Annotated in this window: 19 protein-coding genes; 7 read left to right on the forward strand and 12 right to left on the reverse strand. The window is 66.6% G+C overall.

Going from position 1 to position 22,899, the window contains the following annotated elements:
* Positions 1-4 precede the first annotated feature (4 nt).
* The 11 genes from G572_RS0105700 to G572_RS0105750 form a co-directional block, all read right to left on the reverse strand.
* Positions 5-1,168 carry a DUF1513 domain-containing protein gene (locus G572_RS0105700; RefSeq protein ID WP_029057652.1) on the reverse strand — a complete coding sequence of 388 codons (1,164 nt, stop codon included), beginning with the start codon at positions 1,166-1,168 and terminating at the stop codon, positions 5-7.
* Positions 1,149-2,273 carry an imelysin family protein gene (locus G572_RS22685; RefSeq protein WP_084649908.1) on the reverse strand — a complete coding sequence of 375 codons (1,125 nt, stop codon included), beginning with the start codon at positions 2,271-2,273 and terminating at the stop codon, positions 1,149-1,151. The genes G572_RS0105700 and G572_RS22685 overlap by 20 nt, the downstream gene beginning before the upstream one ends.
* A 95-nt stretch (positions 2,274-2,368) precedes the next feature.
* Positions 2,369-3,895, reverse strand: a complete 1,527-nt coding sequence (locus G572_RS0105710; RefSeq protein WP_051241708.1) for a di-heme oxidoreductase family protein — start codon at positions 3,893-3,895, stop codon at positions 2,369-2,371.
* A gap of 93 nt (positions 3,896-3,988) precedes the next feature.
* Positions 3,989-5,257 (reverse strand): imelysin family protein, encoded by a 1,269-nt coding sequence (locus G572_RS0105715; protein ID WP_029057654.1) that lies wholly within the window; start codon positions 5,255-5,257, stop codon positions 3,989-3,991.
* A 56-nt stretch (positions 5,258-5,313) separates the two neighbouring features.
* Positions 5,314-5,823: a hypothetical protein gene (locus tag G572_RS25350; protein ID WP_156884491.1), complete on the reverse strand. Its 510-nt coding sequence runs from the start codon at positions 5,821-5,823 to the stop codon at positions 5,314-5,316.
* Positions 5,824-6,040: 217 nt separating this feature from the next.
* A complete protein-coding gene (locus tag G572_RS0105725; RefSeq protein ID WP_029057655.1) occupies positions 6,041-8,095 on the reverse strand; it encodes a putative bifunctional diguanylate cyclase/phosphodiesterase in 2,055 nt (684 codons plus the stop codon).
* A 141-nt stretch (positions 8,096-8,236) separates the two neighbouring features.
* Positions 8,237-8,734, reverse strand: a complete 498-nt coding sequence (locus G572_RS0105730) for a MarR family winged helix-turn-helix transcriptional regulator (RefSeq protein WP_029057656.1) — start codon at positions 8,732-8,734, stop codon at positions 8,237-8,239.
* On the reverse strand, positions 8,731-10,002 hold the full coding sequence (locus G572_RS0105735) for a flavin-dependent oxidoreductase (RefSeq protein ID WP_029057657.1): 1,272 nt from the start codon (positions 10,000-10,002) through the stop codon (positions 8,731-8,733). Before G572_RS0105735 ends, G572_RS0105730 begins: the two co-directional genes overlap by 4 nt.
* 100 nt (positions 10,003-10,102) lie before the next feature.
* On the reverse strand, positions 10,103-11,137 hold the full coding sequence (locus G572_RS0105740) for a TRAP transporter substrate-binding protein (RefSeq protein ID WP_029057658.1): 1,035 nt from the start codon (positions 11,135-11,137) through the stop codon (positions 10,103-10,105).
* Positions 11,138-11,337: 200 nt separating this feature from the next.
* The gene (locus G572_RS0105745; RefSeq protein ID WP_084649909.1) at positions 11,338-12,072 is read right to left on the reverse strand and encodes a histidine utilization transcriptional repressor HutC; all 735 of its coding nucleotides are present in this window, start codon (positions 12,070-12,072) and stop codon (positions 11,338-11,340) included.
* Positions 12,069-13,445 carry a formimidoylglutamate deiminase gene (locus G572_RS0105750; protein ID WP_029057660.1) on the reverse strand — a complete coding sequence of 459 codons (1,377 nt, stop codon included), beginning with the start codon at positions 13,443-13,445 and terminating at the stop codon, positions 12,069-12,071. The genes G572_RS0105745 and G572_RS0105750 overlap by 4 nt, the downstream gene beginning before the upstream one ends.
* Positions 13,446-13,535: 90 nt before the next feature.
* Here G572_RS0105750 and hutI point away from each other — a divergent pair, with 90 nt between their 5' ends.
* The 7 genes from hutI to G572_RS0105785 all read left to right on the forward strand — a co-directional run bounded on the left by hutI (position 13,536) and on the right by G572_RS0105785 (position 22,197).
* Positions 13,536-14,759 carry an imidazolonepropionase gene (gene hutI / locus G572_RS22695; protein ID WP_037545932.1) on the forward strand — a complete coding sequence of 408 codons (1,224 nt, stop codon included), beginning with the start codon at positions 13,536-13,538 and terminating at the stop codon, positions 14,757-14,759.
* The gene (gene hutH / locus G572_RS22700) at positions 14,756-16,294 is read left to right on the forward strand and encodes a histidine ammonia-lyase (protein WP_051241714.1); all 1,539 of its coding nucleotides are present in this window, start codon (positions 14,756-14,758) and stop codon (positions 16,292-16,294) included. Before hutI ends, hutH begins: the two co-directional genes overlap by 4 nt.
* A gap of 25 nt (positions 16,295-16,319) precedes the next feature.
* Positions 16,320-17,138 carry an N-formylglutamate deformylase gene (hutG, locus tag G572_RS0105765; RefSeq protein ID WP_029057661.1) on the forward strand — a complete coding sequence of 273 codons (819 nt, stop codon included), beginning with the start codon at positions 16,320-16,322 and terminating at the stop codon, positions 17,136-17,138.
* Positions 17,135-18,808: a urocanate hydratase gene (hutU, locus tag G572_RS0105770; RefSeq protein ID WP_029057662.1), complete on the forward strand. Its 1,674-nt coding sequence runs from the start codon at positions 17,135-17,137 to the stop codon at positions 18,806-18,808. Before hutG ends, hutU begins: the two co-directional genes overlap by 4 nt.
* A 102-nt stretch (positions 18,809-18,910) precedes the next feature.
* On the forward strand, positions 18,911-20,008 hold the full coding sequence (locus G572_RS0105775) for a TRAP transporter substrate-binding protein (protein ID WP_029057663.1): 1,098 nt from the start codon (positions 18,911-18,913) through the stop codon (positions 20,006-20,008).
* 108 nt (positions 20,009-20,116) lie between these two features.
* Positions 20,117-20,647 carry a TRAP transporter small permease subunit gene (locus G572_RS22705; protein ID WP_037545935.1) on the forward strand — a complete coding sequence of 177 codons (531 nt, stop codon included), beginning with the start codon at positions 20,117-20,119 and terminating at the stop codon, positions 20,645-20,647.
* Positions 20,644-22,197, forward strand: coding sequence for a TRAP transporter large permease (locus G572_RS0105785; protein ID WP_029057664.1), 1,554 nt, complete (start codon positions 20,644-20,646; stop codon positions 22,195-22,197). The genes G572_RS22705 and G572_RS0105785 overlap by 4 nt, the downstream gene beginning before the upstream one ends.
* A 63-nt stretch (positions 22,198-22,260) precedes the next feature.
* On the opposite strand, the gene G572_RS0105790 is transcribed toward G572_RS0105785, so the two are convergent.
* The gene (locus tag G572_RS0105790; protein WP_029057665.1) at positions 22,261-22,767 is read right to left on the reverse strand and encodes an ureidoglycolate lyase; all 507 of its coding nucleotides are present in this window, start codon (positions 22,765-22,767) and stop codon (positions 22,261-22,263) included.
* Positions 22,768-22,899 lie beyond the last annotated feature (132 nt).

Consider the following 22,899-nt stretch of genomic DNA (forward strand, 5'->3'; position numbering starts at 1 on the left):
ACGGTCAGCCCGCCGGCGCCAATGCGACCAGGTGATTGTCCCAGGCGATGCCGGCGCGCGCGGCCACCAGCAGCGGCGAGCGGTCCGGGCGGGCGCTTTCCAGAAGCGCGCCCCCGCCGTCCGAGACCAGAAACGAACGGGCATCGAGCGGCGCCAGGCCGCAGGCGTCCCGCCGGGTCTGGCTTGCCAGAAACGCGCCGTCACGCGCGGAAAAGTATAGCACCCGCCCGCCACGCGGACAGGACGCGGCAACCACGCTGCCATCGCGGTTGAGCGTCACCGAGCCGATGTAATTCTGCAGCCCCGGCCGCAAGTCGTCGGGGATGTCATGCATGCGCAAGCGTCCCTCGCCCGGGTCGAACGAAGCCATCAGCGGCGGGGTTTCGCTCGAAGCGCCCTGGTACTGACCGCCGATCCACACGCGCGAATCCGCCCCGACATCCATATGGCGAAGGGAGAGCCGGCTCAGCCCGGCCTCTCCGTCCACCGTGCCGAGAAGCGCGCCCGTCGTGCTGTCGATCAGCGCGATGTTCGGATGCATGTCGTCGAGATTGAGCTTCTCGCGTCCTGTGTCGGGATGGGTGGCGATGCCGCCGTTCGCCACAACCAGCGTGCGGCCGTCCGGCATCGGCAGGATGTCGTGCGGACCGATGCCGCCGCTGTCGAATTCGCCGATCCGGCGCGGCCTGTCTCCCGACACGTCATAGACGCCGATGACCCCGCGCAGGGCCGCATAGTCGTTTTCGGTCGCATAGGCGAGCCGCCCGTCGGGGGAAAAGGCGCCGTGCCCGTAGAAGTGCCGGCCGGGCACGGCGGCAAAGGCGGCAGGCACAGCACCGCCGGCGGGATCGAACACCACGGCGAAGGTTCCCGGACGCCGCGCGAAGGCGAGGCAGCGGCCGGTCGCCCGGCACACGGTCACATCATGGCCCCGCCCGGGCAGGGGAACGACCATCCGGTCCAGCCCGTCGAGCCCGACGACGGCAACGGCGTGCGACCCGTCCGCCTCTCGCCTTGCGGCGACATAGAGCGGCTCTCCATCCGCGATCCCGGCCGCGATCCCGGCCGCGCGCAAACCGCCCGCCGCTGAACCGGCAAGCCCCGCCGCGCCTATCCCCGACAGCAGGTGACGAAGAAGATGCCGCCGGTCAATCTCCATCGAGCGCATTGAAGCCTCCCTGGAAGCCGAGATGGCCGGCCAGCTCCCCGCCAACCGTGCGTTCCAGTCCGTCCAGGATGAGCGCGACATAAGCAAGCTTCGCCCGCTGCTCGGGATCGGCAAGGGCTGCCGCCAGACCGGACGGCAGGGCCTCAAGCGCGGCGACCGCGTTCTTCGTCTCGAACGCCATTGTGTCGCCGATCCAGGCTGCATCCGCGTCCATTGTCGCAAAACCCGCGGTGCGCAGGGCGGTCTCGATGCCGCCAAGGGCCGCGCGAAGATGCAAGAGCGCATGATGCGAGCGCGCAAACGGCGCCCGCGCGGCGCGCGCGGCGGGCGGTCCCTCCTCCAGCACCGGCGCAAGCACCTGATCGGATACCAGGGTCAGGCTTGTCACGATCTGGTGGAAGGCAAACCCGGCCGCCGCATGCGCATCCTGCGCCAGCGCGTTGTCGGGTCCTGGCGCGAGCAGCAGGGCGGTCTGGCCGCTGGGCGCACGATAGGCCTCGACGATTTCGCCGGCGAGCCGCGCCGTCCGCTCCGCAATCGCTCCGGCATAGGCACAACGGAACGCCCGCCCCGCGTCGCGGTCACCAAGACCGACAGACCCGTCCGCTGCATAGGCAATCCATTCCAGCCCGGAAAGGCCCTGGAGCGCGACGCTCTTGTCGCGAAGCGTCGCGACATCGGTGGCGGACGGGTCGGGATCGGCGAGAAGCCGCGTCACCTGACGACGGACAACGCCGCGCCGGTCGGGCACGAAGGCCAGCCGCTCCAGCCGCGTCTCCTCGGCAAGCGCCCCGAAGCGGAGCACGAATAGCCGGCCATGGGCCGCAACGGCTTCGCCGAAAGCCGCATCGAAGGCGCGCGCCGCGTCGTTAGCGGGCGTTTCGGCGCACAGTGCGTCGATACGTTCGCGCAAAACGACAAGCCGCGCCGCGAGATCCCGCGCGACCGGCACGGCATGGTCGCTCACCAGCCTCGGCACCAACGTCGAAAAATCCGGCTTCGCCGGTTCGGGGGACGCCTTGTCTGCAGCCGCGACCGGACCGGCGACACCGATTGCAAGCCAGACGAAAAAGGCAACGAAACGCGTGGTCGTCACAGATCGCATGCGGATAACCTTCCTTCGTGTCGGGTCGGGCCAGCGTGTCGGGTCGGGCCAGCGCGTCGGGTCGGGCCAATGTACAGGGTCAAATCCGCCGAGGTTCACAGCGAGCCGAGAAAGCGCAACAGCCGCTCCCTGTCCTCTTTCACGAGCGCCGCATATCCGTCGCGCGCGGCCTGCCCCTCGCCGCCATGCCAGAGGATCGCTTCCTCCAGCGTGCGGGCGCGCCCGTCGTGAAGATAGGCCTCGCGGCCGCCGACAAGCTCCGTGAGGCCAATGCCCCACAGTGGCGGGGTGCGCCACTCGCGCCCATTGGCACTGCCGGCGGGACGATGATCCGCAAGCCCCTCGCCCATGTCATGCAGCAGGAGATCGGTATAGGGCCAGACAAGCTGGAACCTGTGTTCGGGCTGGGCGGCCGCACGGGATGTAACATATTTCGGATTATGACATGTGTTGCATCCGAGATCCGCAAACACGCCTTTTCCGGCGAGAACCTCGGGATCGCGAGCGTCCCGCCGCGCCGGCACGGCGAGGTTTCTGGCGTAGAAATCGACCAGCTCCAGCACCGGGTCCGGGGCCTCGGATTCCCCGAGGTCCGCCTGTTCGCCGGTCGGCATGTCGAGACAGGCTGTCTGGCGCGCGGTGCAGTCGCCATGCGGGCGCGGTACATCGGGGGTCGAAATGCCGATGTCTCCGGCGAAAGCGCCGGCGGATTGCGCGCGCACGCTCGGCGCCGACGCCTTCCAGCCGAAACGGCCGAGCGCCCGCTTGTCGTCACCGCCCTTGCCAAGCCAGCTCGGCCGACCCGAGATGCCGTCGCCGTCCGCATCGTGCGGGTCGGCCAGCGCCAGAATATCTCCGGGGTGGATCGCTTCCAGCAGACCGAGTCCGATCATCGGCGGGGCCACGCGCGGCGAGATCATCACGTCGGACTGCATCGGCCCGTAAGCGAGCTCCGCGATCGTGTAGTCCGGCACCCGAAGCATCACTTCGGTGCCGTCATCAAGGCGCACCGGCTTTTGCGTGTAGTCAATCTCCAGCCGCCCTTCCGCCGAAAGGCCGGGAACGGCGAAGGTCTGGAACTGGGTGCCATAGGTCGGCTCCGGCAGAACGAGATCCGCTCCGCTTTCCAGCCGGTCGCGGTCGTCCGCCTCCCCCGGCGGCACGGAGAGACGCAGAAACAGCGCGACCGGATCCTCGCCCGCGTCCGGCGGGAACCCGCGCCCGTCCTTCAGATGGCACCCCTGGCAGGAGCGCGCATTGTAAAGCGGCCCCAAGCCGTCGGAAGCACGGGTCGAAGCCGGCGACGACACCCAAAACTTTTCAAACAACCCGTTTCCCAACGCGAAGTCACGCTGCCCGGAGAACGAGAGATTGGCGGAAGGGAAGGAGAAAGCGTTGGCATTCAACCGCTTGCGCGAGGTTGCAGCTCCTCCCGGCATGTCTTCATAGGGTTCCGGCGCGCCCGGGTCCGCAGGCGGCACAAGCACGCGCGCGACGCGGGCACGGTCCTGTTTCGACAGATCGTCGCGATGCGGCAGAGGATCTGCATCGCCCGCAAACGCCGGCAGGGCGGCAACCAGAAGCACACCGGTTGCAGCCCGGATTCGTGATCGGATCATCATCAAAACACCTTGATGCCGCCCCCTCCCCAAGCGCGCGGCCGAGACAGGCGTGCAGTGGGCGCTCCGTCCAGCGCCCACTGCACGGGGTAAGGCTTACTGGAAGACAACGCCCGGATTATCGAGGCTGTCGGACCCTTCAAAGGCGACCGCACCGAGATCAAGCGCCGTCACCACCTTCTCGATGGTGCGGGTCTGCGCGACCAACGCGTCGACACCGGCCTGAACGACGGCATTGCCCTCGTCATTGCCTTCGCCGATCATCTGGTCGTAGGCCTCGACGGTCTCAGCCCGCGCACGCATCGCCTCGAAGGCGGCAAGCGTCGCGTCCAGCTTGGCCGTCATCTCGTCGGCAAGCGCCGGGTCGCCTTCGGCCACGTAATCGCGCAGCGACGCACCCTCGACCGAGCCGGTTGCAAAGCCGCTGTAGGTGCCAAGCCACACATTGCGCATGCCGACGACATCGTCGAGATGCGACATATGCGTGTTGTCGGAGAAGCAGTCGTGCTCTTCCTCCGGGTCGTGCAGCATCAGGCCGAGCTTGATGCGCTCGCCCGCCAGTTCGCCGTAGCTGAGCGAGCCCATCCCGGTGAGGATCGTGGCGAGACCGCCCTCGGGCCCCTTGGCCGCAAGATCGGCCCGCGCCGCGCCGCCCGCCGTCCAGGCCTCGGCCATTTCGGCGAGATCGTCGATCAGCAGATCGGTTGCGGCCTTGAGATAGGCCGCACGGCGCTCGCAGTTGCCACCCGTGCAATTGTCGGGATCGAAATCGGTTGCCGGGCGGTTGCCTGCGCCGGCACCGGTGCCGTTGACATCCTGTCCCCACAAGAGGAACTCGATGGCATGGTAGCCGGTCGCAACATTCGCCTCGATGCCGCCCGCTTCCTGCAACTCCTCTGCCAGAAGTGCCGGTGTGATTGCGCTTGCGTCGATCGTGCGGCCGCCGAGCTTGAGGGTCGGATTGGCGATCACATTGGCCGTGTAGAAAGCGTTCTCGGGCGACTCATTGCCGTAGCCGGCATCGACATAGTCGATCAGGCCCTCGTCCAGCGGCCAGGCATTGACCTTGCCCTCCCAGGCGTCCACGAGCGCATTGCCGAAACGATACACCTCAGTCTGCTGATAGGGTCGGCGCGCCGCGATCCAGGCCGCGCGCGCATCCGCAAGGGTTTCGTCGGACGGCGCTTCAACAAGCGCGTCGATCTTGCCGGACAGGGTCCCGGCGGTTGCCAGCGCGTCCGCGTAGGCGGCGGCGGCGATGTCGGAATAGGTCTCAAGCACCGGCTCGGGCGCCTCGGCCCGCGCCAAGCCCGCACCCGACAGCGCAAGACCTGCAAGCGCCGCCATCACTACGGTCGTCTTCATCTGGAAAAATCCTTCGGGTTGACGCCCGGCGACCCCGGCCGGGCAAAGAGAAGCGATCAATGACGGGTTTCTGCCGGTGAATGGGTGCGCGCCGGACGCGACGAGACGGACGGGCGCCGCAGGACGTTCGGCAGGGTCAGATCGACCCGGCGCAAACTGTCGGCAAAATGCGCTGCCGCCTCGAGCGTTGCCGGCAATCCGGGCGAAACGACAAGCTCCTCGACGATACCGCTTGCCGCAACGCGGTCGCCGCATTGCCAGGCCGCCACGACACCGACCGCCAGATCCTCATGCGGACACCGGCGCCGGCAATCGTAAGGAAGCAGGCAGAAACCGCATTTGGCATAACCGTTGAGCGCACGCGCATAACAGCCAAGCCCCGCCATAAGGGGCCTTGCACGCGCCACGCCGAGCTTTGCGGCATAAAGATTCCAGGCCAGCTCCCAGCAGGCGATGCTGCCGGTCTGATAACCCGCGATCCAGCGGCGCAAGCCCTCGACGACCAAGTGTTCCGTTTCGTCGTGCGCGCACGCAAGGCTTGCAGGACGAAAGCTCATGTCAGTCATTCCGGCCTCCAATCAACGGGGGTCAAGGTCCCGTCATCAAAGGGTGGCCCTCATTGGCCATGACCCGGAAATACAATTACATAACCATTAGAGTCAAGTTTAAAAACAAGCAAAATCAATGGTTTAGAATCATTCTAAACTTCACAAGTAAATTCATGTTTTCAAGAGAAACCCTCGAAACGAGACGGCGGCCCGTGGTCGCGGGGACGACCGGCCCTCAGGCGTGCCGGGCCGCAGCGCGGGGTCCGGCCTCGTCCTGCGCCAAAATCATGGCGCGAAGCGCTCCGTCGGAGATCGGTCGCGAATAGAGAAACCCTTGGACATTCGGGCATCCTGCCTCGCGCAGAAACGCGGCCTGCGGTTCAGTTTCAACCCCTTCGGCGAGGACCGGAATCGCCAGCGACTGGCCCAGCAGCAGCACCGTTTTCAGGATCGCGCGCGCCTCTTTCGACATCGCGAGATCGCCGGCAAAGCTCTTGTCGAGCTTCAGGCGGTCGAAGGAAAACACCTGCAGGCTGGCCAGGGCGGAGTAGCCGGTGCCGAAGTCGTCCAGGGCAATGGACACGCCCGTCTCGCGAAGACGGCGCAAGACGGCGACGCTGCGCTCGAGATCCGCCATCAGCGAGGTTTCCGTCACCTCGAGCTCAAGACGGCTTGCCGGGAGCCCGGTCTCCTTGAGGATTGCGGCAACACGTTCCGGCAGATTCGCCTGGCGCAACTGGACCGCGGAGAGATTGACGGCAACCTTGAACGGGCTCGGCCATGCCGCCGCATGTCGGCACGCTTCGCGCAGCACCCATTCGCCGATCCCGACAATCTGGCCACTTGCCTCCGCAACCGGAATGAAGTCGGCCGGCGACACCGGCCCGAGAACCGGATGGGTCCAGCGAAGCAGGGCTTCCGCTCCGGATATCGCACCGGTTTCGAGATCGAACTGCGGTTGGTACTGAACGACCAGCTCCCCCCGCTCCACGACGCCGCGCAAGAGCACACCGAGCGTGCGGCGTGTCTTTTCCGCAGCATCCATCACCGTGTCAGAGAATTGCACCGGCGAGAGCTTGTCCTGCTTGGCGCGCGCGAGAGCCAGGCCGACGTTGGCCAGAAGGTCCGAGGAGGACAGGCCGTGGTCGGGATAGATGGCCACGCCCATGCACACCGGACAGGAAAGCGCGGTCCCCGACGCGCGGACAGGGTCGGTGAAAAGGGCCTGCAACCGGTCCAGGAAGCCTTGAAGGGAGCCGCCATCGGTCAGTCGCTTGACGACGACGAACTCGTCCCCACCGAGCCGCATCGCGCACTCCTCCGGCTGCAGGCCGGCCATGACCCGCGCCCCAATCGCGGTCAGAAACGCGTCGCCAGCGCTGTAGCCGCGCAACTGGTTGATCGACTTGAAATCATCGAAATCGACGAGCACGACGCAGAGCTGGCTGTTGGATGCATCCGCCCAGCTGCAGCCGTCCTCCAACACGCGGTTGAATGCGGCCCGATTGCCCAGTCCGGTCAGGGGATCGCTGGTGGACAAGCGCATCCTGTCCGCATCGGCGAGCGCGCGCGTGCGCAGGTCGATCAGCGCTGTCACCACCCCCATGCCGATGACCAGCGTTCCAACGCCCGCAACCGCGAAGGCAAGCGCCCACAGCGCCGGCTGATGGCCGGGATTGACCGGCGCCAGCGGCGTGATCGTCAGCGCCGCCACACCGGTGAAATGCAGAGTCACCACGGCGAGAAAGAAGCAAAAGGCCGCTCCGTGATGGCACCAGCGGGTCACGGGACGCATCGCGCGGTTCAGCGACAGGACGCCAAATCCCGCGACCAGCGCCACGGACGCGACGATCATGGAGACGTTCCACTCCACAAAGCCTTCGACATGCAGGGCGGCCATTCCGAGGTAATGCATCCCCGCGATTGCCGCGCCGACGAACAGACCGCCGGCCTCCGGGGCGAACCGCCCCCAGCCGCTGCTTGCCAGTCCGAAGCCGATGCCGGTGCCGACGATGGCCAGCATCAGCGAGAGGATGGTCAGCAAAGGATCGAATTCGAGGCTAAGCGGCGTTTCAAAGGCGAGGATCGCAATGAAATGCGTGCACCAGACCGCGGATCCCGAGGCCATGCCATTCAGGAACAACCACCCCGCCCGCGTCGAACCGCGCGTATCGCGGGCCCGGCGGAACAGACTGAAACTGATCCAGGACCCAACGACGCACATGAGCGCGGCAAGCGCGACCAGGAACGGATTGTGTTCGGTCGCGATACAGGACAGAACGTAAGACATGCACAGTTGATCCGAACTGTCATGTCCACCGGAAAAAGAGCGAACATGCGTTGGGTTTTGGAATCTTGTGTCAACAATAAGAGCGGGCAATCTTCATCAGGTTAACGCCGAGCACCCTTCAAGCGTGTGCTGAATCAAGCGTTAAACGGGCCGACCTCCGGACCGGCCCGCGATGCGGCGGAGCATGTCGCGCAAGGTCGCCTGATCCGTCTCTTCCAGGCCCGAAAGAAGCTCGCTTTCCGCGCGGGAGATCTTCGGACGCAGATCCTGAAACCAGGACCGCCCGTCCCGCGACAGACGATAGGCCGCGCGCCGGCCGTCGCCGGCAACGCCCTCGCGCAGCAGCGCACCCGATGCCACCAGCGGCTTGAGCGCCGTTGTCAGAACCGACGGCGCACAGGACATGACGGCTGCCACCTCGCGGTGGGTCACGCCGGGATTCCTGTCGACAAGCTCAAGCACCATGAATTGCAGGGGCGTGAGGCTGTCGCCGTCGAAGACCTCGGCGAAGACCTGATGTCCGCGCAGGAACGCATGGCGGAGCAGATGGCCGACGAGTTCGTCAAGACAGCCGTGGTCCAACGGCGCGGATACGCCGTCGGCGGATGTCTTGCCGGCCTCGGGCCCGGAGCGGGTCATCCCGGAGCCGGGACAATCGGCGGGCGTGCATTGAGCGCCTCGACGCTGAAGCCCGCGACCTGCTTGTACCCGGCGGCAGCGCCGACGCGCTCTTCATGCGTCAGCACATCGTCGATCCGCGCAAAGCCGTCGGGCGCGCGCGCCTCGACGATATCGAGGATCCGGTCCGGTCCGTCGGCACGGTTTGCGAGAACGATCTTGGCCGTCGCCTCGCGGCGCTCGGCCTCATAGGCGGCGAGCGCCGCCGGTCCCGCCCCCTGCGCCAGCAGTTCGCGGGTCAGCACACGGGCATCCAGAATGGCCTGGCTCGCGCCGTTGGAGCCGATCGGATACATCGGATGCGCGGCATCGCCCATCAGCGTCATTGCCCCATGGGTCCAGCGTGGGAGCGGGTCGCGGTCGACCATCGGATATTCAAAGATCTCCGAGGCGGCACCGATGACAGCTGGGACATCGAGCCAGTCGAACTGCCAGTTTTCGAATTTCGGCAGGAAATCCGCCCTGTCGCCCGGACGGTTCCAGTCCTCGCGCCGCCACAGATAATCCGCCGGCAACTTCAGATCGGCGATCCAGTTGATCAGCGAGCCTTCCGACCCGTCGTCCAGCTCAATGTCCTCGATCGGATAGCAGACGAACTTGCGCGGCTTGCAGCCGGCCATCGCCATGGTCCGCCCTCCGAGAAACCGTGGGCCCCGGGTAATGCCGCGCCACATGACAATGCCGCCCCAGACCGGCAGGCCCTCGTCGGGGTAAAGCGCCGCGCGGGTGGAGGAATGAATGCCGTCGCCCGCGACAAACACGGATCCCGATACGCTGCCGAGCCCCTCGCCGCTCGTGCGGTCGACGAGATCGATCTCGACGCCGTCGCCCGCGTCGCGCCAGGCGGCCACGGCCGCACCGCAGCGCACCGCATCCGGGCCGAGCCGCTCGCGCACCGCGTCGAGCAGCATCATCTGCAGCTTGCCGCGATGGATGGAAAATTGCGGCCAGGCGTATCCGGCGGTCATGCCGCGCGGCTCCGACCAGACCGGCTGGCCGTGGGTGGAAAAATAGGCGACCTCGCGCGTGCGCAGGCCGATGGCATCGAGCCGCTCAAGCAATCCGAGTTCGTCGAGCTCGCGCACCGCATGCGGCTGGAGATTGATGCCGACGCCAAGCGGCCGGATCTCGCGCACGCTTTCAAACACGCGAACGGGAATGCCCACCTGATGGAGAGACAGGGCGAGCGTCAGGCCGGCGACACCGGCACCCGCGATCACGACGGTCATGTTGTGCAGCTCTTCTTGTACGGCTTTTCAATGGACGTTTCGCGATTGCATGCGCGGGCGCGCCGAACCGGCCGCCCGCGCGTCATGCAAACGGTCCGCCTCAGTTGGCGTCGGCGTATTTGGAGATCATCGCCTTGGCGTCTTCCACCATAGCCGCCCCGTCGTAGCCCTTTTCCGTCACCTCGGCGACCCAGGCCTCGACAACGGGGTCGGCTGCCGCTTTCCAGCGCGCGACCTCGTCCTCGGGCAGCTTGCGGATGGTGTTGCCGGCGTTTTCCGCCGCAACGAGCCCCGGCGCGTCGCCTTCATCCATCACGCGGCCGACCCATTTGGACATCTCGCGGCCGCTGTTGGCGTCGATCACCGCCTTCAGATCGTCGGGCAGGCTGTCGTATTTCGCCTTGTTCATGGCGAAAACGAAGGTCGCCGTGTAAAGCCCGCGCGGCCCCTCGAAGTCGGTGTGGCTGCCAACGAGTTCCGCGACCTTGAGCGGCGTGGTCACTTCCCACGGCACGACGGTTCCGTCGATCACGCCCTTGGACAGCGCCTCGGGCATCGCCGGAACCGGCATGCCGACAGGCGTCGCGCCAAGCGCATTGAGAAGCGCATTGGTCTGGCGCGTGGGACCGCGCAGCTTCAGGCCCTTCATGTCCTCAAGTTTGGAGACGCCGTCGCCCTTGACGTGCAGGAGGCCCGGCCCGTGCACATGCAGCGCGATCGGATGCACGTCCTTGAATTCCTCGGTCAGATACTTCTCGTAGAAATCCCAGAACGCCTGGCTGGTGGCTTCCGCCTTGGCCGGCATGAAGGGAAGCTCGAAGGCCTCGGTGCCGGGGAAGCGGCCGGGGGTGTAGCCGGGAAGCGTCCAGACAATATCGACCACGCCGTCGCGGGCCTGATCGAAGAGCGCCGGCGGGCCGCCGCCAAGCTGCATCGACGGATAGACCTCGACCTTGATGCGCCCGTCGGACTCTTCCATCACCTTTTCCGCCCAGGGCGTGATGAAGTTCTTCGGCACGGGGGCTGGCGCCGGCAGGAAGTGATGCACGCGCAGCGTGACCTCCTGGGCAAGCGCGGGCGCGATGCCGACGCACAAGGCGGCAGCGGCAAGGGCAACGGATTTCAAGCGGTTCATGCGCGGATCCTCCCAGAACACATTTGCGACCGGAGCGCTCCCCGGATCGGATCGATACAGCCGCACGGAAAGAGCCAAGAGGTCAAGGGCGCGTCTGATCGTTTATAATGTAAACGAGTATGCCGCCGACGCATGAGCAGATCAAGCCGGCAAGGCGGTCTTCGCACCGAGGCCAGGCGCGCTCCGCCATATCTCGCCCCTCAGAACCGCGAGACCATGCGGTAGTCGGGCCGGTGCAGCATGCGCACGTGGGTGAGCGGTTGGTCGAGGAGCCAGGTCGTGCGCTCGAAGACGAACAGCGGGTCGCCCTTGGCGATTCCCAGAAGATCCGCGTCTTCCGCTGTCGCCGCCGTGGCGCTGAGCGCGATTTCCATCTCCGAGAACGGCGCGTTCTTCACCAACCACTCGTTCGGGCTCATCGTGTCGAACCGTTCACCCTCGATGTCGGGTACGGCGGCGAGATTGATCCAGCGGTCCTCGAACTGCCACGGGCGATTGTCGGCGAAATGCAGGCAGCGCAGATGCAGCATTCGCACCTTGCCCGAAAGATCGAGCCGCGCGCGCATCGCCTCGGGCGCGGCCAGGATCTCGCGGCTCAGCACCGAAAAGCGGTATTGCGCGCCCAGCGCCTCGACCTCGACCCGCACCACCGGGATTTCCAGGCGTGCCTCGCGCAAGGGGTGTTCGGCAATGCGCGTTCCGGCGCGCCGCTTGCGCTCCACGATACCGATCTGGGCGAGTTCGCGCAGCGCCCGGTTGACCGTGACCCGGGCGCAGCCGAACTCGCGCGCGAGATCCTCCTCGCCCGGGATCAGCTCGCCCGGCTGCCAGACGCGGTCGCGGATCCGGCGCAGGATCTCGGTCTTGATCGTGCGGAAGGAAGTCAGCGCGCGGGCGCCGGAGGCCTCGGGCGATTTGGGTGCTGCTGCGGTCAAAGACACTCCCTCAGGACGTTCATCGCCCGACGATAGCGGGCCTCGATCTCGTCGCGGCGCACATGACGGCCCGCCTTCACCACATGCCGACCGGCCGCCCACACATCGCTGACGAGCCGGTCGTCGCCGGCAAAGATCCAGGCGTCGAGAAGCGTATCGCCCTCAAGGCCTTCCAAATGAACCGACGCTGCGTCAAGCGCAAGCAGATCCGCCCAGTTTCCAGCCGCAATCGCGCCGGCCTCTCGGCCAAGCGCGCGCGCGCCGCCGGCGCAGGCGGCATCGAACAGGCGCCGGCCGCAGGAGGCATCGGGGGTCGCGAGAATCGCGCGGTGACGGTCGCGCAGGCGCTGGGAATACTCCAGCGTGCGCAACTCTTCGGAGAGCGCGATGCGGATGTTGGAATCGGAGCCGATGCCGAGCGTTCCGCCATCGGCGAGAAAGCGTTCGCCGTCGAAGATCCCGTCTCCAAGGCTCGATTCTGTAATCGGGCAAAGACCCGCAACCGCCCCGCTTGTGGCGATCGACCGGCGTTCGGCCCCGGTCAGATGGGTGCAGTGGATCAGGCACCAGCGCGCGTCGACGGAATGCTCGGAAAAGAGCCAGTCGACGGGACGCGCGCCATAGGCCGCCTCCACTTCCTCGATCTCGCCGGTCTGCTCGGCGATATGCATATGCAGCGGCGCATCGGGCCGCAGGGTGACGAGACGGGCGAGCGCATCGCGCGGAACGGCGCGCAGCGAGTGCGGCGCGACGCCGGTGCGCGCATCCGCCGGCAAGTGCGCGACGGCTTTGTCGGCGCCGTCCAGGATCGCGGCAAAACTGTCGAGATCGGAGCGAAACCGGCGCTGTCCGCCGACGAGATCGCGGCCGTCGAGGCCGCCGACGGCGTAATAGACCGGAAGCAGCGTCAGCCCGACGCCGGAGATCTCTGCGGCAGCAGCGATGCGCTGTGACAGTTCGGCCCGGTCGTCGTAGGGCGTGCCGTCGGCCTGATTGTGCACGTAGTGGAACTCGGCGGACGAGGCGTAGCCCGCCTCCAGCATCTCCATCTGAACGAAGGCAGCAACCGCCTCGACCTCCTCCGGCGTGAAGCCGGAGAGGAAGCGGTACATGATGTCGCGCCAGGTCCAGAAGGTGTCATGGGCACCCGCGCCGCGCCGCTCGCTCAGGCCCGCCATGGCACGCTGAAACGCATGGGAATGGAGATTTCCAGGGGCCGGCAACAGCACCTCGAGCGCGCGATCGGCCCCCGCACCATCCCGCGAAACGCCGCTCTCAACGCCCGCAATCCGGCCGTCCGCCGCGATTTCGACGCAGACATCGCGCTGCCATCCGTTTTCCAGCAAAGCCGCCGCCGCCCAAATCCGCATCAGATCCGCCTCATTTTTGCGATTGACAATTATGTACATACATATCGTAATTAATCTAATACATATTGTGACGGATCGCACAAGGGAGGGCGCATGTCCGGAACGGTTCTGCAGCAGGCGCGTCTGGCAACGATGGTGTCGGGTGGCACGCCCTATGGCCTGATCGAGGACGGGGCGCTCGCCCTCTCCGAAGACGGGCGCATCGCCTACGCCGGTCCGCGCGCCGATCTTCCCGCCGAATTTTCCGGCTGGCCGGCGACGTCCCTGAACGGCCGCCTTGTGACGCCGGGCCTCGTCGACTGTCACACCCACATCGTTCACGGCGGCAACCGCGCCCGCGAATTCGAGCTGCGTCTCGAGGGGGCAAGCTACGAAGAGATCGCGCGCGCCGGCGGCGGCATCGTCTCCACGGTGACGGCAACGCGGGCGGCGAGCGAGGACGACCTCGTTGCCGACGCCCTGCGCCGCCTCGACACGCTGATTGCCGAAGGTGTCACCACCATCGAGATCAAGTCCGGCTACGGCCTTTCGGTCGAAGACGAAATCAAGATGCTGCGCGCGGCACGGCGCCTCGGCCGCGAGCGCGACGTGCGCGTCGTGACCTCCTATCTCGCCGCCCACGCCGTGCCCGCGGAGTACAAGGACCGCGCCGACGCCTATATCGACGAAGTGGTGCTTCCCGGCCTCGACGCGGCCCACGCGGAAGGTCTCGTCGACGCGGTCGACGGCTTTTGCGAGGGCATCGCCTTTTCACCGAAGCAGATGGCGCGCGTCTTCGACCGCGCCAGGGCGCTCGGCCTGCCGGTGAAGCTGCACGCGGAGCAGCTTTCCGACCTCGGTGGCGCGAAGCTGGCGGCCGGATACGGCGCGATCTCCGCCGACCACCTGGAATATCTCTCGCAGGAGAGCGTCGACGCCATGGCGAAATCCGGCACGGTTGCCGTGCTGCTTCCCGGCGCCTTCTACACGCTTCGCGAGACGCAGATGCCGCCGGTCGGCGCCCTGCGCGAGGCCGGCGTTGCCATCGCGCTTGCCACGGACTGCAATCCCGGCTCCTCGCCGATGACCTCATTGCTGCTCACGCTCAACATGGGCGCGACGCTGTTCCGCCTCACGCCGGAAGAAGCGCTTGCCGGCGTGACCCGCGAAGCCGCCCGCGCGCTTGGCCTCGCCGACGATCTCGGCACGCTGGAAGCCGGAAAAATCGCCGATCTTGCGGTCTGGGACGTCGAGACCCCGGCGGAACTGACCTACCGGATCGGCTTCAACCCTCTCCATTCCCGCATTCGCCCCTCGGGGCAGACAGGTGCCGCATGACGCATGTCCTCACTCCCGGCAAGGCGACCCTCCCCGAGCTCGAAGCCATCTATCGCGGCGCGCCGGCGAAGCTCGATCCTTGCGTGCGCAACGCGGTGGAAAAAAGCGCGGCTCGGATCGCCAAGGTCGCGGCCGGTGACGTGCCGGTCTATGGCGTCAACACCGGCTTCGGCAAACTCGCCAGCGTGCGCATCGCGCCGGGCGATGTCGCGACCCTCCAGCGCAACCTGATCCTGTCGCATTGCTGCGGCGTCGGCGCGGAGCTTTCCCCCGACGTCGTGCGTCTGGTGATGGCGACGAAACTCCTGTCGCTTGGCGCGGGTGCCTCGGGCGTCAGATGGGAGACGCTGTCGCTGCTCGACGCCATGCTGCAAAACGACGTCATTCCGGTCATTCCCGGACAGGGATCGGTCGGCGCCTCCGGCGATCTCGCGCCGCTGGCGCATCTGGCCGCCGTGATGATCGGCGAGGGCGAGGCTTTTGTCGGCGGCGAACGCCTGCCGGGTGGCGACGCTCTTGCCAAGGCAGGCCTTGCGCCGGTCGTGCTCGGCCCCAAGGAAGGTCTCGGCCTGATCAACGGCACCCAGGTCTCGACCGCTCTGGCGCTGGCCGGCCTCTTCAAGGCCTGGCGCGCGGCGACGGCAAGCCTTGTCACCGGCGCCCTTTCCACCGATGCCGCGATGGGCTCGGCCGCCCCCTTTCGCGACGAGATCCACCAGTTGCGCGGGCAACCCGGCCAGATCGAGGCGGCAACGGCACTGCGTGCGCTCATGGACGGCTCGGACATTCGCGAAAGCCACCGCGACGGCGACGAGCGCGTCCAGGACCCCTATTGCATCCGCTGCCAGCCCCAGGTCGCGGGCGCCTGTCTCGACCTGTTGCGGCAAGCGGGCGAAACCCTGCGCCGCGAAGCCAATGCGGTGACCGACAATCCGCTCGTCCTTTCCGACGGGTCGGTGATTTCCGGCGGCAACTTCCACGCCGAACCGGTGGCCTTCGCCGCCGACCAGATCGCCATTGCCGTATGCGAGATCGGCGCCATCGCCCAGCGCCGTATCGCGTTGCTGGTCGATCCGGCGCTGTCCTTCGGGCTGCCGGCCTTCCTGACGCCGACGCCGGGGCTGAACTCCGGGCTGATGATCGCCGAAGTCACGGCCGCCGCGCTCATGTCGGAAAACAAGCAGCGGGCGATGCCGGCAAGCGTCGATTCCACGCCGACCTCGGCCAACCAGGAAGATCACGTGTCGATGGCCTGCCATGGGGCGCGCCGGCTGCTCGACATGACCGACAATCTCGCCCGCATCATCGGCATCGAGGCCCTGACGGCGGCCCAGGGCGTGGAGTTCCGCGCCCCGCTTGCAACCAGTCCCGCACTTGCCGCAGCAATTTCGGAAATCCGCAGCGTCGTGCCGCGCCTGACCGACGACCGTTTCATGGCCGGCGATCTGGCTCTGGCGGAGACCCTCGTCGCCGAAAGCCGGCTGGCGAGCGCGGTCGCGACCGCCACATCCGACGCCACTTTGCCGCACCTGTGAGATCCATCTGGAGACAGCACGCCCCATGACACCCGTTGAAATCCACGAAGGCACCTCGCCGGTCATTCTCGGGCTGCCGCACACCGGCACCCATGTTCCGGAAGAGATCCACGCCAGGCTCAACGCGCGCGGACAGGAGCTGGCGGATACCGACTGGCATATCCACACGCTCTACGACGGGCTTCTCACCGATGCGACCACGGTGCGCGCGACCTTCCACCGCTATTGCATAGACGCAAACCGCGGCCCGGACGACGCAAGCCTTTATCCCGGACAGAACACCACCGGCCTCGTTCCGACCACGGATTTCGACGGCGCGCCGATCTGGCGCGCGGGCGAGGAACCGGGCGAGGCGGAAATCGCCGAACGGCGCGCGCGCTTTCACACGCCCTATCACGAGGCGCTCGCCGCCGAGATCGCGCGCGTGAAGGCGCTCCATGGCGTGGCGATCCTTTACGATTGCCACTCGATCCGCTCGCTGATCCCGTTCCTGTTCGAGGGCACGCTGCCGGATTTCAACATCGGCACGAATTCCGGCACCTCCTGCGCGCTCGCCATCGAGGCGGCGGCGGTCGAGATCTGCGGCGCGGCCGAAGGCTACACCACGGTCCTGAACGGCCGTTTCAAGGGCGGCTGGACGACGCGCCACTACGGACGGCCCGACGACGGCGTGCACGCCATCCAGATGGAACTGGCGCAATCGACCCACCTGACGCAGGAAACCGCGCCCTTCGCCTATGACGAGAGCAAGGCGGCGCGCCTGCGTCCGCACCTTTCAACGCTTCTTGGCCGTCTGGAGCGCATCGCGCTCGATGGCGTTCTTTCCAAAGGAGATGCCCAATGACCAACCCGCGCCACAACATCCGCACCGTCCGTGCGGCCACAGGAACCGAGCTGACGGCCAAGTCCTGGCTGACCGAGGCCCCCTTGCGGATGCTGATGAACAACCTCGATCCGGAGGTTGCGGAAAAGCCGAACGAACTCGTCGTCTATGGCGGCATCGGCCGCGCCGCACGCACCTGGGACGATTTCGACAAGATCGTCGCGACGCTGCGCGACCTGGAAGCCGACGAAACGCTGATGGTGCAGTCGGGCAAGCCGGTCGGTGTGTTCAAGACGCACAAGGATGCCCCGCGTGTCCTGATCGCCAATTCCAACATCGTTCCGCATTGGGCCAACTGGGACCACTTCAACGCGCTCGATAAGGCCGGGCTGATGATGTACGGCCAGATGACGGCCGGATCCTGGATCTACATCGGCTCGCAGGGCATCGTTCAGGGCACCTACGAGACTTTCGTGGAAGCCGGTCGCCAGCATTTCGGCGGCAGCCTGAAGGGCAAGTGGATCCTCACCGGCGGACTTGGCGGCATGGGCGGCGCCCAACCGCTCGCCGCCGTAATGGCCGGCGCCTGCTGTCTTGCCGTGGAGTGCAACCCCGACTCCATCGATTTCCGATTGCGCACCCGCTATCTTGACGAGAAGGCCGAAACGCTCGACGAAGCGCTGGAGATGATCAACCGCTGGACGGCAGCGGGCGAAGCCAAGTCGGTGGGCCTTCTGGGCAACGCCGCGGAGATCTTCCCCGAGCTTGTCGCGCGCGGCGTGCACCCGGATATCGTCACCGACCAGACCTCGGCGCACGATCCGATCAACGGCTACCTGCCGAAGGGCTGGACGATGGCGGAATGGGAAGCCAAGCGCGAGAGCGATCCCAAGGGGGTCGAAAAAGCCGCCCGCGCCTCCATGCGCGATCATGTCGAGGCCATGGTCGCCTTCTGGAATGCCGGCGTTCCGACCCTCGACTACGGCAACAACATCCGCCAGGTGGCGCTCGAGGAGGGACTGGAGAACGCCTTCGCCTTCCCCGGCTTCGTGCCGGCCTACATCCGCCCGCTGTTTTGCCGCGGCGTCGGACCGTTCCGCTGGGCGGCCCTTTCCGGCGATCCGGAAGACATCTACCGCACCGACGAGAAGGTGCGCGAGCTGATGCCGGACGATCATCACCTGCACCGCTGGCTCGACATGGCGCGCGAGCGCATTTCCTTCCAGGGCCTGCCGGCGCGCATCTGCTGGGTCGGTCTCGGCGACCGTCACCGGCTCGGTCTCGCCTTCAACGAAATGGTGCGCAAGGGCGAGCTCAAGGCCCCGATCGTCATCGGCCGCGACCACCTCGACAGCGGTTCGGTCGCCTCGCCCAACCGCGAGACCGAGGCGATGAAGGACGGCTCGGACGCGGTTTCCGACTGGCCGCTGCTCAACGCGCTGCTGAACTGCGCATCCGGCGCGACCTGGGTCAGCCTGCATCATGGCGGCGGCGTCGGCATGGGCTTCTCGCAGCATTCCGGCATGGTGATCTGCTGCGACGGCACCGAGGAGGCCGACCGCCGCATCGAGCGTGTGCTGTGGAACGATCCGGCCACCGGCGTGATGCGTCACGCGGATGCCGGCTACGAGATCGCGCAGGACTGCGCGAAGGAGAACGGTCTGCGGCTTCCCGGCATTCTGGGCAACTGACCAGAGCCGACGCAGACCCATTGCGGGACGGCATCGCCAAAAGCGGTGCCGCCCGATAACAAGAAGACGACCGTTCATCGCAACCAGAGGACAGACCCTGTCATGAAAAGACGCGATTTTCTGAAAACCGCCGCAACCGGCGCCGTGGCGACCGCCGCCGGCACCGCCCTCGCCGCTCCCGCCGTTGCCCAGAGCACGCTGCGCTGGAAGATGGTCACCGCCTGGCCGAAGAACCTGCCCGGCCCGGGCGTCGCCGCCCAGAATCTCGCCGACCGCATCACCGCCCTGTCGGGCGGCCGGATCGAGGTGCAACTCTTCGCCGCCGGCGAACTCGTTCCCGGCAGCGGTGTCTTCGATGCCGTCTCCGAGGGAACGGCCGAGCTTTATCACGCGGTTCCGGCCTACTGGGGCTCGAAGTCCAAGGGCATCCTGCTGTTCGGCTCGCAGCCCTTCGGCCTGCGCGCGGACGAACAGTTCGGCTGGCTCGCCCACGGCGGCGGTCAGGCGCTCTATGACGAGATGTACGGGCGCTTCGGCCTGAAGCCGTTCCTTTGCGGCAACTCCGGGCCGCAATGGGCCGGCTGGTTCCGCAACGAGATCACTTCAGCGGAAGACCTCAAGGGCATGCGCTTCCGCACCACGGGTCTTGCGTCGGAAATGTGTGCCAAGCTCGGCATGGCCGTGCAGGCCATGGGCGGGCGCGACATGTTCCAGGCGCTCCAGTCCGGCGCGCTCGACGCGGGCGAATTCATCGGCCCGTGGACCGACAGCGCGCTCGGCTTCTACCAGGTCGCCAAGAACTACTACTGGCCCGGTGTGGGCGAGCCGTCCTCCGCGGAAGAATGCGCGGTCAACCAGGAGGCTTTCGACGCCCTTCCCGTCGACCTGCAACAGGCCGTTACCTATGCTTGCGAGTCCCTCTACAACCCGGTGTGGACCGAATACACGACCAAACACGCACTTGCGCTGGAAAAGCTCGTCGCGGAACAGGGCGTGCAGGTCAAGAAGCTCCCCGACGACGTGATCGTCGCCATGGGCAATGCCGCCGGCGAAGTGATCGCGGACCTGCGCGAGGACGAGGACGAACTCGTGCGCCGCATCACCGAGAGCTTCCTCAGCTACCGCAAGAGCATCGCGGGCTATATGCCCTATGCCGACAACGGGCAGATGAACGCCCGCGCGATGGACTACAAGTACTGACGCTGCGCGCCTGCGGGCGCAACCGTCGACGACACGCTGCGGGCCGCGATCGTGGCCCGCAGCGCCCTTCGCCCTCCCGCCGACTGCCTGCCGAAAAGGGAACAGCCCGTGCTCGAACGTCTTGCCGACCGGCTCGACCGCCTCAACCGCCTCGTCGGCGCGGGCGTTCGGTGGTTCGCCCTTGCCATGGTGCTCCTTCAGTTCGCCATCGTCGTGCTGCGCTATGTCTATGGCATCAGCTTCGTCTCGCTGAGCGAAGGGGTTCTCTATCTGCATGCCTTCCTGTTCATGCTGGGCGCCGGCTTCACGCTCCTGGTCGATGGCCACGTTCGCGTCGACATCTTCTATGCCAAGGCGACGCGGCGCGGCCGCGCCGGCATCGATGCCGCAGGGGCGCTGCTTCTTCTGCTCCCCTCCATGGTCGTCCTGGCCTGGCACTCCTGGCCGTCGGTGCGCAATTCCTGGTCGGTCATGGAAGGCGCGATTTCGGTCGGCGGCATTCCCGCGTCCTTCCTGCTGAAATCCCTCATTCCGGCCTTTTGCGTCCTGCTGATCGTGCAGGGACTGGCCTGCCTGTTGCGCGACATCGCGCGGCTGGCCACGCCCGACACCGCCGACAAAGACGAGACACGCGCATGAGCCTGCCGCTCGACCTCCTGATGTTCGCCGCGCTGATCGGCGCAATCCTGATCGGCTACCCGGTGTCGTTCACGCTTGCGGGGATCGCGACGCTTTTCGCATTTCTCGGCTATTTCACCGGCCAGTTCGACATGAGCCTGCTCGGCGCGCTGGCGCAGCGCGTGTTCGGACTGATGACCAACCAGGTGCTGATCGCCATTCCGCTCTTCGTCTTCATGGGCGTCGTCCTGGAGAAAAGCCGCATCGCCGAAGACCTGCTGGAAACCGCCGGCCGGCTTTTCGGCACTCTGCGCGGCGGGCTCGGCATCTCGGTGGTTCTGGTCGGCGCGCTGCTGGCTGCCTCCACCGGCATCGTCGGCGCGACCGTGGTTGCCATGGGCCTCATCGCCCTGCCGGCCATGCTGCGCAACGGCTACGACCCGAAGCTTGCCAGCGGCATCGTCTGCACCTCCGGCACGCTCGGGCAGATCATTCCGCCGTCGACGCTGCTGATCATCCTGTCCGACGTGATGTCCAACGCCTATCAGCAGGCGCAGTTTCGCGAGGGCAAATTCACCATCGAGACGATTTCGGTGGGTCAGGTCTTCGCCGCGGCCCTGCTGCCGGGGCTGACGCTCGTCGGCATCTACATCGTCTATCTGCTCATCAAGGCCTGGCTGTCGCCCGACGCAGCACCCGCGATGAAGTCGCTGGCGACGAAACCGAGCCGCCGGGAGGTTGCAACCGCCATTTTGCCGCCGGTGCTGCTGATCATCGCGGTGCTCGGCTCGATCCTCGGCGGCATCGCGACGCCGGGCGAAGCCGCTTCCGTCGGCGCGGTGGGCGCGCTGCTTATGGCCAGCGCGCGCCTGGGGGCCGGGTCCACCAAACTGGTGATCGGCGGGGCCATCGCCCTCGCCCTGCTTGCCGTGCTTGCCGGAGTTCATCCGGTGCGCCTGCAGCGGACGGACGCAACCGTGTTCGACTGGATCGTCGGCGGGGCGGCAAGCCTCCTCGTACTCATCTCGATCGCAGCCGTCGCGCAGGCGCTGACACGCACGTTCCGCGCCGGCGTGCTCAAGCCGGTGATGACCTCGACACTTGCCGTGACCGCGATGATCTTCGCCACGATCCTGACGGCGAGCGTGTTCTCGCTGGTGTTCCGGGGCCTTGGCGGCGATCTCCGTGTCGAGGAGTTTCTCGCCAACATGCCCGGCGGCCCGCAAGGCGCCCTGGTCTTCGTGATGGCGCTGATCTTCGTGCTCGGCTTCTTCCTCGATTTCGTCGAAATCTCGGTGATCCTGCTGCCGCTCGTCGCCCCCGTCCTGATCATCATGGGCCACGACCCGGTGTGGCTTTCGGTGCTGATCGCGATCAACCTGCAGACGTCCTTCCTGACGCCTCCCTTCGGGTTCTCGCTGTTCTATCTGCGCGGCGCGGCGCCGAAGGAAATCACGACGGGACAAATCTATCAGGGCGTCTTGCCCTTCATCGCGCTGCAGATCGGCGGCATCGCCCTGGTCTGGCTGCTGCCGTCGATCGCGACACTCCTGCCGAAGCTCGTCTTCTGAGGGGCAATCCCGGCCACGCCGGAAACGGCTGTCAAAATCCGAAAACCGTCACGCTCGCTCGCCTCACACCGCTGCGAGCGTGACGCTCTCGCCGTCGGGAAACCAGACTTCCTCCAGATTGTTGCCCGCGCCCGCGCGGTCGACCACAAGGAAATCCTGCAAGGGCTGCAGCACCAGAAGCGGATGGTGCCAGATCCCCCGCCCGATCTGGATGCCCTGATCGCCCCGCGCGAGAAAGCAGCGGCACGCATCGGCGCGCGGCGCATCGGCCACGACGACCAGCCACGAGTGCCGCTCCATCGGCACAAAGGCCTGCGATGCCAGCGGATGACGTTCCAGCATGCGAACCGTCACAGGGCTCGGCCACGGCGTTCCCCGGAAAATCGAGAGAATCGCCTCGCCGCCCTCCCCCGGCGCACTTGTCGCGAGTGCATGAAACCGGCGCGTGCGCCCCTCGTTTATCAGGTGACTGCGCGCCTGGTCCGCCTCGATGACATCGCCAAAGGGGGCAAAGACGTCTGCGGTCAACGGAACGGGAACGAGCGGCGGCGGGCTTGCGGAACGCGTCACAGGACTCTCCAAACTTGCATGACAGTAAAGGCGGAGACCCGCCACGACGGGCCACGAGGGTATGGAGCCCGCCTTGCGCTCCGGACTCCACATCCGCCCGCCGACCGTTTCTTCACCCAGCCTCGGGCGCAA

Origin of the sequence: Stappia stellulata DSM 5886, from assembly GCF_000423705.1 — a bacterium.
Classification (GTDB): Bacteria; Pseudomonadota; Alphaproteobacteria; order Rhizobiales; family Stappiaceae; genus Stappia; species Stappia stellulata.